Below are 13038 nucleotides of genomic sequence, written 5' to 3'. Positions count from 1 at the left end.
CACTATTATTTAGCGGAAGGCATCCAGTTATCAGATCCATTTAAGACATTTTCTATCGAATACAACTTAGCTTCGGCAGCAGAAAGTGCTCTTAAACCTTTCCACTTTGCCCGGCCAGCCATATCCGCTCCGTTTCCTTTGTTGTTGTATTCATACAGATGAAGATCGGTACTCGTAGAAGCATAATCCATACGCCACGTCGTCGGCCATCCCAGCGGATTTAATTCTGATGCTATATCACAATTCAACCAGGCTACTTTAGGAAAATTATGCCAGGGACGGCCCAGACTGAAAGGTTGTTTATCATCATTTTGACGAGGACTGTTCCCAACAAAAGTCAGCTTGCATTTGTTAAATACAAAACCATATTTTTGATCCTTTGGCGTACTCGGCGCCGTGATCCAGCCGCCGCCAAAACTCCTGATTTCGCAAGTGTCAAAATAGCCAATCCCGCCCCCATAGATATAATCTGTTCGGCCTAAAATCATACAGTTTTTAAAATAACTGCGTGTGCCATCTTTCCCCAGCAACATTGTATCCTGGTATCCCAAAAAATTACAATCAATAAAAACATTTTTATCTGAGGTAATAAAAACTGCTAAAGCCTGTCCAACAGCTCCCGCTGTATTTTGAAAGGTGATGTTTTCGGCTCTAAACTCATCTCCCTGAATGGTTACTGAAGCAGAAGTTCTAATATTCTGACCTTCCCATTTAGCAGCGTCTTCGGCCGGGCATTTATTATTCAATCCTCCTGTACAATCAAAAATATGATAACTCAAAATCGTTTTTTCACGGTTTTCTCCCTTAAAAGTGATTTTCTTTTTATCAGCAGCAACAATGATTTTTTGGGTATTATACAATCCGTTTTTTATAAAAATTACCGTGCGCTGCTTTCTGTCAGACGGCACTGCGTTAACAGCATCCTGAATTGTAGCGTAATCACCGCTGCCATCTATTGCTACTGTAATTTTATCTTTAATCTGAGCCGACAAACAATTTGATATAAAAATGATACAGGCCATAAAAACACCCTGTTTGAAAAAGGAATTTTTCATAATTTAAGTTTTGGAAGGTTATTAATGTGGTTTATTAAACATATTGTTTACCCACAGTTATTAGAATGTAGAGTTAGTTGTGCGGTTTAGTAAGAAACTTCATTTCGGATAGCCAGGCCTCACATAAAGCTGGCCATAATTGTGTAGAACCCGGATTGTTACGAAGCGCAATAGCATGATCTCCTTGGGGAAAAATGTGTAAAGCAGCTTTTACATTATTCTTTATAAGTGCCTGATAATATTGAATACTGTTTAGGGGATTCACAACATGATCATCGGCAGCGCAGATCACAAATGCAGGTGGAGTGGCAGCAGTAACATTTAATTCTCCTGAAAAAAGTTGCTCATTTTCAGGTTTCGGATTTGTACCCAATAAAGCTTCATAACTTCCTTTATGGGCATTTTGTTTCATACTAATCGCTCCTGAGACCAGAATTTGAAAATTAGGCTGTATGCTCACAAAGTCCAAATCATCTTTAGTTTGTGCATAATCGGTAGTAACGGTGGCTAGATTAGCTGCAAGCCCGCCTCCGGCTGAAGCACCCATTACACCAATTTTCATAGGATCAATGCCCCATTTAGAGGCGTGGCTCCGAACAATTTTGATTGCCCTTTGTCCATCCATAATCGGACCGAATGCCGGGTTTGTCAAGTCGGGGGAACTAGGCAGGCGATACATTACAACAAAGGCATTTACTCCAAAAGTATTGAACCATTTGGCCAATTGAAAACCTGCAATATCATACGTTAGTTTTTTATATCCTCCAGGAGGGAAAATTAAAACCGCAGCCGCTGTATTTTCTTCTCTGGAAGTAAAAAACGCATATATGGATGGGACATCAACTTGTGTTATACGCTCATTATCTTCTATTTTATTGAGTTTCATACCTCTGGAATTAGGCATTTTGCCATTTTCCCAGAGCGGAATAATCTCCTGGCTTAAAGTAGCATTTATTGAGGTTATAAATAAAAAAATCAGTATTGCGTTTTTCATTTTTATTTGTCTTTTTTAATAAAAGGTGTTCTTACCAGAGATAAGAAATTATTTCCCTCGATCACATCTGAATTAACAGTTTCAACAAAGACTTCGGCAGGTTCTTTTTGAAAACAATTGTTTACCAATATCGTTTTACATCGATCTAGTTTTATTATCGGTTGGCCGGCAAGTGGTTTTTTAGACCTAACACCATTAAAGAGTAGTTTATCGCAATTCGTAAACTCGAAAGCGGATCCTTTTTCGACAGCTATATCTACATTAGAAAAGGTTAGATTGGTTGCCAGAATCCCTGTAAAACCTTCTTTAGCTTCCATATTGATATTGATAAAATTAAGTTCATCTATTGGCATTTCATCAATACCATATATTACTCCTGCTTTATTAATATTTCTGCCTGTTACATTGTTGATGGTAATATTTCTAAAAATAGGAGTACGCTCTGAAACGGGCTCTGGTTGAGAGGATTTATCATAAAAGAGATCAAAAGTAAATGCATTACGATTTATGTTACTCATGACAAGATTCGAAATCATAATGTTCTCGACCACCCCGCCGCGCCCCCTTGACGCTTTCATACGAATACCGGCATCTGTTCCGTCAAAAACGCAATTTGTAATTACAACATTTTTTACACCGCCGGACATTTCACTTCCAATTACAACGCCCCCGTGTCCTGCCAGCATTACACAATTGGTAATCGTGATATTTTCACATGCTTTTCCATATTCGCGTCCATTAAAGTCTCTTCCTGATTTTATAGTAATACAATCGTCACCCACACTGATAAAACAATCTGATATCCTTACATTTGAACAAGATGAAGGATTAATGCCATCTGTGTTGGGACCATGTGGTTCTTTATCGGGATTCAAAATAGTTACCCCATGAATTCGTACATCATTGCACCCCACTGGATTAATAGTCCAAAAAGGTGAATTTAAAATGCGAATTCCCTCAATACTAATTTTGTTGCATTCCAGAAATTGAATAAATGGAGGCCTGAAAAACTGCGTTTTTAAAGTATTTTGATAATACGGTTCTACTTGCAGCCCGGCATTCTGCTTTGCCCAAAGCTCTTGTAATTCGGTAGGTTGTACAATTTTACCGTTCGATTTCAATTCTTTATTGATTCTCTTGGCTTCCTCCCACCACGCAAAACCATTACCATCAATAGTTCCCTCGCCTTTAATAGTAATATTTTCGGCATTCTGCGCATTGAGCAAAGGGGCAAATGTTTTCATAAACACACCTTCATATCGTACTTTTTTAAAAGGCAGGTAATCTTTAAAATTAGATGAAAATTTCAAATTTGCACCAGCCTCTAAATAGATTGTAATATTGCTTTTTAAAGTTATAGCCGCTGTCAGGTAATTACCCGATGGAAAATAAAGTGTCCCTCCTCCCTCTTTGGAAGCGAGCTCAATGGCTTTATGAATGATCGCTGTGCAGGGTTTACTCCCTAAATGATCAGCGCCCATTTCTTTAAGATCGTATTTTTTAGCAAATGCACTTAGTGAGCATAAAAAAAAGAACAAATAAAAGATTTTTTCAAAAAAAATATATTTCATGATTTAAAAATGTGTGATAAATAAATGGTAGTATTACTTAATTTAAAGTGCTGAAGCAGCGGGCAGCCATTGATTTTCAATTTTGAAAATAGTATTGAAAGACAGCTTACTGTTTACTTCGGCAGAAAGAAAATGTGACCATGCTACACGCCGGCTTCTTACAGCACCCGGACCGTAATTGTTGAATTCGGCGTAATAAGCCGTTTTTTCATTAGATGGTTTTCCCCAGTTGTGCCAGCCTTCGGGACGAATATGGGCATCCATAAAACAGCCTGAAAAAATCACATTAGCATATTCGCGCCACGGACGGCCAAGATAGACTTTGTGAACACCTGGGGCTGCCAGAAGTTTACATTTCAAGAAAACAAAACCATAACTGCTGTTTTTGGAAGTATTGGCCGCAGTTATATAAGAATTAGCTTTACTATATAAAGTACACATATGAAAAACAGCTGTTGCAGAACCGAAAATAAAATCAGTTGTTCCCTCAATATAACAGTTACTAAAATAGTGACGCCGATTTTCTCCTGCAGTATATAATGTATCCTGATTCCCTAAAATTTTACAATTGTAAGCTTTAAAATAATCCCCCTCAACATGCAGGGCCACAGCCTGACCAACAGCTCCTGCAGTGTTCTCTACTGTTATGTTTTCAAGACTAACATTATCAGCAAGTATTTTTAAAGTATAACTTGTAAAAGTGCCAATAGAAGGCTGGCCGTTGTAATTATTAAATGAAATAATGGTCTGGTCCTTGTTTTCACCAACAAGACATATATTACTATTAAAAGAATCGATAATTATTTTTTCCTTGTAAATACCATTTTTAACAAAGATAGTCTTTGTTGCAGAAGGGAAAGCCCCACAGGCAGTAACTGCTTCCTGAATCGAAACAAAATCAGCAGAACCATCCAATGCAACCGTAATGGTATCTTTAGGTACTGCACCCCATATTTTCGATAATGGATGAAAAAATAGAGAGAAGTGAATTATTACTATGATAATTTTTTTCATAAGTATTATTTTAAAATAAAATAGTAAATCTGCATGCATTGTTTAAAATGCTACACGACTATTGTAATATAACCATTACTATAATTGAGAAAACGATATGGTACAAACATAGTGGGTTCCTTCGTTAAGAATGTGGGGTATATCACAATTACTCTAGGGTGAAATCACAAAAATCGACAGTAAATAAGCCTTTAGAATAAAAATGCAATCAGCTAAAAAAATTATGCTTCTGGAGGAAAGAGCAAAATGATTCTGCTAATCAGGCTCGTTAGAAGTTTTAGGAGGGTTGACTTATTGAGAATAAGTTTTATTTATTACTACAGCAAATAAATAACCTTTGTGGAAAAATCGTGGCACATGCTATTTGGAGTTCATACCTAAAAGTGGACGCGGAACACAAGATCTTTGGTTTTTAAAATAAAAAAAATGCAGAATCAAAGACAATGCTACACATTAGAATTTAAGCTACAGGCTATAAAACTTGCCACAGGACATAATAAAACTATTCAGGCTGCTCAGGAACTGGGAACAAGTGCGGAAAATATTCGAAGATGGAAGCGCCAGTTTGAAGAGGGAATATTGGGCAGCAAAACAAGACAAACAACAGCGAGTAAACTCCTGCAATTAAAAAGGCTTAAAAGAGAGCTTGCAGAAGTCAAGATGGAAAGGGATATCTTAAGAAAAGCCTCTAGTATTCTTTTTAGTCCTACCCATGTTAAATTTGAATTCATAAAACAGTTCAAATTTGTCTATCCTCTAGAAAAGATCTGCAAGATACTCAGCGTTAGCAGAAGTGGCTTTCATTATTGGAGTCAGAGAAAACCATCCAAAAGGACACTTTACAATCTAGCCTTGATTGAACAGATCAAAAAAATACACTACAGAAATAAAAAAAGATATGGTAGTCCACCAATAGCAAGAGAGTTGAAAGCAATTGGTATTAATGCATCGGAAAAGCTGATCAGAAAACTAATGAAACAGGCATCTCTGGAGACGATCTTTAAAAGAAAATTCAAAATAACTACCAACTCCTCGCATTGTTATCCAGTGGTCGAAAACAAGTTAGATCGTGAATTCACTGTTAAAGACAAAAATGAGGTTTGGGTATCGGATATAACCTACATCAGAACAGCGAAGAGATGGCTTTATCTAACAACTGTAATTGACCTGTTTGACAGAAAGGTAATTGGCTGGTCATTATCTTCTACTATAACTGCAAGAAATACTAGCATATGTGCCTTCAGAATGGCCCTTGCTAATAGACCTATTGTAAATAATACCTCTCTCCTTTTCCACTCCGACCGGGGGATTCAATACGCCTGTGGGGAATTTGTTCGTGAAATAGAGAATCACAGATCAGTCGCCAGAAGCATGTCAGGAAAAGGAAACTGTTGGGACAATGCAGTCGCTGAAAGTTTCTTCAAGACTTTGAAAGTGGAACTGATTTATCAGAATTACTTTCAAAACAAACATGAGGCTGAATCTTCAATTTCTGAATATATAGAGAAATTTTACAATACAAATAGAAGACACAAGCATCTGAACAACATGAATATTTTGGAATATCAAAAATTACAGAATAAAAATTAAAAAAATTACTTTCAAAGATAATTGGATTTAGAAATGCTTCGCTAATTACATTTACAGAAATTAACTGTACAGTATTGAGTAGAATAAAATGTATTTGAGGTACAAGTAAGATACAATCTGAAGAAGTAAAATTATAGCTTTAAAATTAAAAGAATTCTATGACAAGTTTTAAAAATTTTATAACTCAAAGTTTTGTGGCAGAATCGTGGCACAAGATGTTTTTAAAAACTAATAATACTTTTGAATAAAGACCTTCCGAATTTAGGTTCGAAACTTTATACCGATCATAAAATCTACTTCATATAGCAACATATACAATTCCAAGAAAATGAGATTTAATGATTTAAAATTCACATAATGGGCTGCATAAATTATTTAATTTTTAAATCCTTTATTTACTGCATTTAGTACCTTTTCATGGTATGGTGTAAAGTATTATGGTAAATATTTGAAAAACTTTATTTCACGACAATATTATCGCGCATGATTTTAACCAATGCCACTGGCGTCACGCCGACATGTTTCATAAATACCCGGTAACAGGTCACTCGAGATCTAAACCCAGCAGACAAAATCATTTTATCGACTGTTAAACCTTTCATTTCAGGATCATTAATTTTTTCCTTGAAATATTCAATTCTCTTCAAATTTATATAATCTTTAAAATGAAGATTCAATTCCTTATTGACTAAATATGAAATAATATGTAGCTGAATTCCTGTCTCTTCAGCGATGTCTGGCAGAGAGACATTATTCTTTAGAAAAAGTTTTTTAGAAATTAAAGTACTTTCTATTTTTGTTAAATAAAGTTCTTTTTCTTCCGAGGTTAATTTTTCGTATCCCATATTTAATCCTATTTTCCACTGAGTTATGTAATTATCAACACGTTACAAAGTAGCTTTATCTGAGATTTAATCAGGACAGAACGGTAGTTCGAAATCTCATTAGATATAATTTATTTCACTCTTGGATTATTGCAATTTTTTGATAATAAATATAGTAATTATAATCTAATTTAAGCTTCCTTCCCATTTAGCAATATGCCGTGCTTGGAATGATTAATCACAGATAATGTCTTACAATCACTCATTGCGGTTCAAACTACTAACTATCTGCGCTTTAAAATTAATTAAACATTTTCTACTTTTCCATTGTTAATTTTCTTTCTTTATTTTTTTTTGAAACGTTCAGAATTTAATGATTTGAAATTTAATGATTATGCAATGTTACGGCAAATTCCTTATCTATAGACAGATCTATAAATTGCATAACAGTATTGACAATTTATAACGAATCTGGGTTCGAATATTCAAAGCTTGATCAATTTTTGAGCTTGCGTTTGATGTTCCTTACTTTAGGTAATTTACCACTTAGTATCTAACGAGACAAAAATTTGTGTTCTGGAGGATACTGCAAATGATTAAAAAATCCAAAATTATTTTCACTGAGCATATTAAGAAATTAATTTCTTTATCATTCCATTGAAAATAAATCCATGAAAAGGTAAGACCGAATACCAGTATAATTTTCCCAAGATTCCTTTTGGCTTAAAGGTTGCAGCCTGATATAAGGTGTTATTAATAATCTTAAATTCCAGCCAGGCCTCGCCCGGTAATCTCATTTCTGCATATAAAATCAACTTTCCTTCTATTTTATTTGCATATAATACCCTCCAAAAATCCAATACATCGCCGGGATATATTATGTTTTTGTGTGTTCTTCCTCTTCTGGCTCCAACTCCTCCGAAAATTTTATCGATAAAGCCCCGCAAATCCCAGAGCCAGTCTCCATAATACCATCCCGTATCTCCGCCAATGGACCAAATTCTTTCAATAGTGTAATCCCTGTTTATAATCGCTCTTTTCCTTCTGTCTATAAAACAGTCTTTTTTAGGAACCTTGAGGTAATAGGCTAAATTCCCTTTAAACTGGCCGCTTACAAGTGAATCTTTCCAACTCGAAACAATATTATCTTCATTTATTTTAATGAGCGCCCTATCCAATGCTTCTTTGTAACTAATTGGCGTTACTGCTAGCAGATTATTGATGCGATTGTCATTACAGACCACTTCTACTTTCATACTGCTAACTAGGGCAGAAGCCAATTTATAAGAGGTCGAAGTCACAAAATACAGCCAGTAAGAAGATAATTTAGGTGTCATTACCGGGATGGTAAAAATGTATCTTTTTAGTTTTTTAGCCTTGGCAAACTCCAGCAGCATCTCTTTGTAAGTGAGAATATTGGGGCCTCCAATATCAAAACTCTGATTGTAGGTAACGGGATTGAGCAGTGATTTAGTTAAAAATTCCAAGACATCCGAAATTGCTATGGGCTGACATTTGGTATTGAGCCACTTTGGGGTAATCATCACAGGCAATTTATCGACCAAATCACGTATTATTTCAAATGACGCGCTACCCGACCCTACAATGATTCCGGCCCTTAAAGTTGTAGTTGGAATTGTTCCTGCCATCAAAATTTCTTCTACAGCCTTTCTTGACGATAAATGTTTGGATAATGACTTATCATTTACAATGCCGCTTAGGTAAATGATCTGTTTTGCATTTGTTTTACTGATTCTATCCAGAAAATAATTTGCCGAAATACTTTCCAGTTCATTGTAATTGGAAGCAGGACCTGACATAGAATGAATCAAATAATAGGCCGCATCAATATCACTGGGAATGTTTAACAGATTTTCAGGATTCAGGAAATCGACCTCAACAACCTTAATGTTTTTCCCAAATTTTTCGGGATAGTAAAATCTGTTTTTATCTCGTACAACGCAAATCACATCATGCCCCTGCTCAATCAAGATTGGCAAAAGTCTTTTTCCTATGTAACCTGTTGCGCCTGTTAAAAGAATTTTCATTTTTTGTTTTCTAAATTGTTATAATTTAAAAGTAACGAGTCCATAATCCATTTGAAAAATCTGCCCTGAAATTGATCCTGCCTTATCAGAAATAAGATAGTTTGCCATTTGGGCAACTTCTTGCGCCTTTAAATAATTTTTCATTGGATGGCGTTCTACCATATTTTCTTTCATACGATCATTTCGCAACATCGAAGCAGATAATGAAGTCTCGGTAATAGTTGGTGCTATAGCATTTATTCGTACTAATGAAGCCAGTTCGGCGCCAAGAGATTTCACCAGACCTTCAACACCAGATTTTGCAACTGCAATACTGGAGTGAAAAGGCATTCCTAATTTTACAGCAACAGTACTGAATAAAACAATTGAAGGATTATTGCCTTTCTTTAAAGCGGGCAGATAATGCTGAATCACTTTAACAGCGCCAATCACATTAATTTCAAAATCCAGCCTGAAATCATCAATGCTCAAATTTAAAATTGGTTTCAGGTTTATAGATCCCGGACAATAAATCAAGGTATCTATAGCTTCAATTTCAGGTAATGCATCGCGGAGCACATCTACAGAAAAATGTATTAAATTGGGATGCGAAATATCTGGAGCAGACCTTGAGATATTATAGATAAAATTATTTTCTAATTGCTGAAGCAAAATAGCGCTACCAATTCCTTTACTGCCTCCTATAATTACAATTTTATTCATCTTATTTACTTTTAAATTAACGATCTGCTCTTATAATTATTTAAAAATGCAATTGATTTTATAGTTGATTTTCTATATCAATTTTGCGAAGGGTATAATTTTCGGTCATCACTTCATGAATTAAACCCATTTTTTACATCATAAAGATAATCATTGTTTAACTATTTTATAAAAACATTAAACAAAATATTTTTTTTTGTTTATATTAGTACCAAGAATTTAATTTAGTAATTGATCAAATGGAGCTTATTGTTAAGTATAAATTTGAGCCATTGCACATAGCAATCAATAAAAGACAGAATGAAAAAAGAATCAGACCATTTTTCGGATATCGATTTAGATCGTATTATTGAAATGGCGTGGGAAGACAGAACAACATTTGATGCCATCCATTTTCAATTTAATTTATCAGAAGCAGCTGTAAAAACTTTAATGAAAAAAGAGTTAAAATTCAGCAGTTACAAATTATGGCGCCAACGGGTGGAAAATTGCAATACAAAACATTCTGCTAAACGGGCTTCCGGTATAGATCGTTTTAAATGCAGTCGTCAGCGTTCTATTTCTAATAATAAAATATCCAAGAGGTAATATATAATTATATTGGAATTGTGCAACTCTTTAAGAAATACATATAACCTAACCCATTATTAAAAAACTAGCTTCGCCTAGAAAAATAAACTGCTATGTACCAAGATTTAAAGCTTTTGAAAGATATAGTGGATAACACGCCCCTGCCTATTGCGGTATATACAGGCGAAAACCTAAAGGTTGAACTGGCAAACCCTGCCATGATTCTTACTTGGGGAAAAGGAGAAGATGTAATTGGGAAAAATTATTTGGAGATCCTTCCCGAAATTCAAAACCAGCAGATCTTTGACCAGGCTCTTGCCGTATTTAAAACAGGTGTTCCTTTTCATGCCAAGGACAAAAAGGTTGATCTGGTGATCAATGGCCAGATGCAATCCCATTATTTTAATTATAGTTTTATCCCCCTTTTTGATGCCCAGAAAAACATCTACGGTGTAATGAATACCGGAGCTGATGTTACAGATCTGCATCAGGCTAAACAAGAGGTGCAAAATTCAGATCAATGGCTCAGGATGGCCGTCGACTCATCCGGTATGGGAACCTACGAGATTGACCTTGCGACAAAAAAAATTAAAACCTGTGGCAATTTTAATTCCATCTGGTCTCTCGATGGGGAAATAACCAATGAACAGCTTATTGCAAAACTGCATCCTGATGATCAGGCCGTGCGCGAAAAAGCACATCAAGAGGCTCAACTTACTGGGAAAATGTCTTATGAGGCCCGAATTGTAAAGGATGAAAGTTCAATGCGCTGGGTAAAAATAGACGGCAAAATCATCAAGGACGAAAATGGCAATCCTACTACCATTATTGGAATTATACAGGATATCCACGAGGAGAAACAATTTCAGGAAGAGTTAAAAAAACAGGTTGCACAAAATACAGAGGAACTACAGAGATCCAATGATGATCTTCTGCATTTCGCCAATGTGGTCAGCCATGACCTGAAGGAACCTGTCCGAAAAATAAAAACCTTCAACAGTCTTCTAAGAAATGAACCTGAAACGATATTTAATGAAAATTCAAAAAGATACCTTGGTAAAGTAGATCAGTCCGCCCAAAGAATGCAGACTATCATAGAGGGCATTCTAGCCTATTCTACACTGGATAAAAAAACACAGCCTGTTGAAAAAATAAATCTTGACCAGGTCATTGAAAATATTAAAACTGATCTGGAACTCATCATAAATGAAAAAGGAGCAATCCTTGTCATAAGTGAGCTCCCTGCTATAGAAGGGGCACCAATACTTATCCATCAACTTTTCTACAACCTTATCCATAATGCCCTTAAATTCTCAAAAGCGGACGAGCCGCCACGTGTAATCATAACTTCAACTGTGATCACTATAGATGGCGCTGAATTACTTGAAATAAAAATCAAGGACAATGGCATTGGACTGGACCCAATTTATGCAGAAAAGATATTTGATGCCTTTGAAAGACTCCACTCCAAAGACCAGTTCGAAGGAAATGGCCTTGGCCTTTCGCTTTGCAGAAAGATAGCAAGAAGACATAATGGAAAAATTAGTGCTACCGGAGAGAAAGATAATGGCGCTGAATTTATAGTGAGCCTGCCATTAAAACAGCCCTTTGATATTTTATAGACTGTCAACCATGTGATTTTTAAAACACCCATTATTAGGCCTGTTTATAAATTTCAATTTTTCCTATGATATCAAAATTTAGATCGTATGGAATAATACTATCATAATTTTCATCCATAAGTACAATGTTCATAACATTGCAAATATGCTTATCCCAATTATTATACTCTTTTCTTGACAAAATAAAATATAACGGCATTAAGCTTTTTGATAATTCATTAAGAGAAGAAGTATAGAATTTTTCTTTTGCAGCTTCTTCAATAAAATAAGAGCCGGGAAAATTAGTTTTATTGCTCTGAATAAACTTTAACAACTCATCAAGTTCTCTCCGATAAAAATAATCCGCAATAGCATCATTACTCAATCGAAACCAATTAATATTTACTATTATTTTTTTGGAATCAAGTGTATACTTAAAATGAGTCAACTGCGTATTTAAAGTGTACATAAAAAACTGTAGCGAATAATTAACTTTTCAGTAAAAGGAATTAATAAACATATGAGAGCTTGAATTATAAGCTAACTTAATGATAAAATCCTCCCTATCATAAATCTTACAAAATTTAGAATCATTCTATGATCCCCAGCGTAACAACCTACTCTATTTTGAATTAATTTTATTTGGAAATTAAAGCCCGCAACCATGGATGGTATTAAAGATAAAACTTCTTTACAGACTGCCCTTTCCAAGATAGATCAAAAAATCGACAGCCTAAATGAGCAAAAAATAACAGCTTTCCTTTATGCCCTGGGACTGACAGAAAGAAATGATATGCCTAAAGATTATATGAATTGGCAAAATATACTTATTGTAGTTCCCAGCCGCAGTATTTTAGATGAAGTAAAAAAATACAAATATTCGATATCCCGCATTTCATTTGTTACAAATCCAAATGCAAAGCAGATTCATATTTATAATTTTAGTGACTGGAAAAGCAGTACCAAGAATAAAACACAATTTCAAATTAGGGAATTTTTAAAAACCAATTTTGGAGGTACCCCAAAAATCACTGAAGATCCTGACTGGATTAAACTAATATAAATTAGA

The 13038-nt window shown here is 35.1% G+C and carries 12 protein-coding genes; 4 read left to right on the top strand and 8 right to left on the bottom strand.

Going from position 1 to position 13038, the window contains the following annotated elements; genetic code table 11:
- Positions 1-5: 5 nt before the first annotated feature.
- The 4 genes from J2X17_RS05310 to J2X17_RS05295 form a co-directional block, all read right to left on the bottom strand.
- Complete coding sequence (locus tag J2X17_RS05310) at positions 6-1055, bottom strand: pectinesterase family protein (protein WP_310295355.1); 1050 nt, start codon at positions 1053-1055, stop codon at positions 6-8.
- A gap of 73 nt (positions 1056-1128) precedes the next feature.
- Positions 1129-2049 carry an alpha/beta hydrolase gene (locus tag J2X17_RS05305; protein ID WP_310295353.1) on the bottom strand — a complete coding sequence of 307 codons (921 nt, stop codon included), beginning with the start codon at positions 2047-2049 and terminating at the stop codon, positions 1129-1131.
- A 2-nt stretch (positions 2050-2051) separates the two neighbouring features.
- Positions 2052-3620, bottom strand: coding sequence for a glycoside hydrolase family 28 protein (locus J2X17_RS05300; protein ID WP_310295351.1), 1569 nt, complete (start codon positions 3618-3620; stop codon positions 2052-2054).
- Positions 3621-3662: 42 nt separating this feature from the next.
- Positions 3663-4634 carry a pectinesterase family protein gene (locus J2X17_RS05295; RefSeq protein ID WP_310295349.1) on the bottom strand — a complete coding sequence of 324 codons (972 nt, stop codon included), beginning with the start codon at positions 4632-4634 and terminating at the stop codon, positions 3663-3665.
- A 426-nt stretch (positions 4635-5060) separates the two neighbouring features.
- On the opposite strand from J2X17_RS05295, the gene J2X17_RS05290 reads away from it, so the two are divergent.
- A complete protein-coding gene (locus J2X17_RS05290) occupies positions 5061-6224 on the top strand; it encodes an IS3 family transposase (RefSeq protein WP_310295346.1) in 1164 nt (387 codons plus the stop codon).
- A gap of 458 nt (positions 6225-6682) precedes the next feature.
- On the opposite strand, the gene J2X17_RS05285 is transcribed toward J2X17_RS05290, so the two are convergent.
- From J2X17_RS05285 to J2X17_RS05275, 3 genes are all read right to left on the bottom strand, one after another.
- Complete coding sequence (locus J2X17_RS05285) at positions 6683-7069, bottom strand: helix-turn-helix domain-containing protein (RefSeq protein WP_310295344.1); 387 nt, start codon at positions 7067-7069, stop codon at positions 6683-6685.
- A gap of 608 nt (positions 7070-7677) precedes the next feature.
- Positions 7678-9096 (bottom strand): SDR family oxidoreductase, encoded by a 1419-nt coding sequence (locus J2X17_RS05280; RefSeq protein ID WP_310295342.1) that lies wholly within the window; start codon positions 9094-9096, stop codon positions 7678-7680.
- Between the two features lie 18 nt (positions 9097-9114).
- Positions 9115-9798 (bottom strand): SDR family NAD(P)-dependent oxidoreductase, encoded by a 684-nt coding sequence (locus J2X17_RS05275; RefSeq protein WP_310295339.1) that lies wholly within the window; start codon positions 9796-9798, stop codon positions 9115-9117.
- Between the two features lie 300 nt (positions 9799-10098).
- Here J2X17_RS05275 and J2X17_RS05270 point away from each other — a divergent pair, with 300 nt between their 5' ends.
- Positions 10099-10386 (top strand): TIGR03643 family protein, encoded by a 288-nt coding sequence (locus J2X17_RS05270; RefSeq protein WP_310295337.1) that lies wholly within the window; start codon positions 10099-10101, stop codon positions 10384-10386.
- Positions 10387-10481: 95 nt separating this feature from the next.
- Positions 10482-11990, top strand: a complete 1509-nt coding sequence (locus J2X17_RS05265) for a PAS domain-containing sensor histidine kinase (protein WP_310295335.1) — start codon at positions 10482-10484, stop codon at positions 11988-11990.
- Between the two features lie 34 nt (positions 11991-12024).
- On the opposite strand, the gene J2X17_RS05260 is transcribed toward J2X17_RS05265, so the two are convergent.
- Positions 12025-12354, bottom strand: a complete 330-nt coding sequence (locus J2X17_RS05260) for a hypothetical protein (protein ID WP_310295333.1) — start codon at positions 12352-12354, stop codon at positions 12025-12027.
- A 279-nt stretch (positions 12355-12633) separates the two neighbouring features.
- On the opposite strand from J2X17_RS05260, the gene J2X17_RS05255 reads away from it, so the two are divergent.
- Positions 12634-13032, top strand: a complete 399-nt coding sequence (locus J2X17_RS05255; protein ID WP_310295332.1) for a hypothetical protein — start codon at positions 12634-12636, stop codon at positions 13030-13032.
- Positions 13033-13038: the final 6 nt, after the last annotated feature.

It is taken from the genome of Flavobacterium aquidurense (genome assembly GCF_031458035.1).
In the GTDB taxonomy this organism is placed as follows: Bacteria; Bacteroidota; Bacteroidia; order Flavobacteriales; family Flavobacteriaceae; genus Flavobacterium; species Flavobacterium aquidurense_C.
The sequence above is the reverse complement of the archived record's forward strand: the minus strand, read 5'-3'. Positions and strand labels throughout refer to the sequence as shown.

Excerpts from the sequence above, each read along its gene's own strand:
- J2X17_RS05310 (WP_310295355.1), bottom strand. The coding sequence starts at position 1,055 with ATGAAAAATTCCTTTTTCAAACAGGGTGTTTTTATGGCCTGTATCATT.
- J2X17_RS05305 (WP_310295353.1), bottom strand. The coding sequence starts at position 2,049 with ATGAAAAACGCAATACTGATTTTTTTATTTATAACCTCAATAAATGCT.
- J2X17_RS05300 (WP_310295351.1), bottom strand. The coding sequence starts at position 3,620 with ATGAAATATATTTTTTTTGAAAAAATCTTTTATTTGTTCTTTTTTTTA.
- J2X17_RS05295 (WP_310295349.1), bottom strand. The coding sequence starts at position 4,634 with ATGAAAAAAATTATCATAGTAATAATTCACTTCTCTCTATTTTTTCAT.
- J2X17_RS05290 (WP_310295346.1), top strand. The coding sequence starts at position 5,061 with ATGCAGAATCAAAGACAATGCTACACATTAGAATTTAAGCTACAGGCT.
- J2X17_RS05285 (WP_310295344.1), bottom strand. The coding sequence starts at position 7,069 with ATGGGATACGAAAAATTAACCTCGGAAGAAAAAGAACTTTATTTAACA.
- J2X17_RS05280 (WP_310295342.1), bottom strand. The coding sequence starts at position 9,096 with ATGAAAATTCTTTTAACAGGCGCAACAGGTTACATAGGAAAAAGACTT.
- J2X17_RS05275 (WP_310295339.1), bottom strand. The coding sequence starts at position 9,798 with ATGAATAAAATTGTAATTATAGGAGGCAGTAAAGGAATTGGTAGCGCT.
- J2X17_RS05270 (WP_310295337.1), top strand. The coding sequence starts at position 10,099 with ATGAAAAAAGAATCAGACCATTTTTCGGATATCGATTTAGATCGTATT.
- J2X17_RS05265 (WP_310295335.1), top strand. The coding sequence starts at position 10,482 with ATGTACCAAGATTTAAAGCTTTTGAAAGATATAGTGGATAACACGCCC.
- J2X17_RS05255 (WP_310295332.1), top strand. The coding sequence starts at position 12,634 with ATGGATGGTATTAAAGATAAAACTTCTTTACAGACTGCCCTTTCCAAG.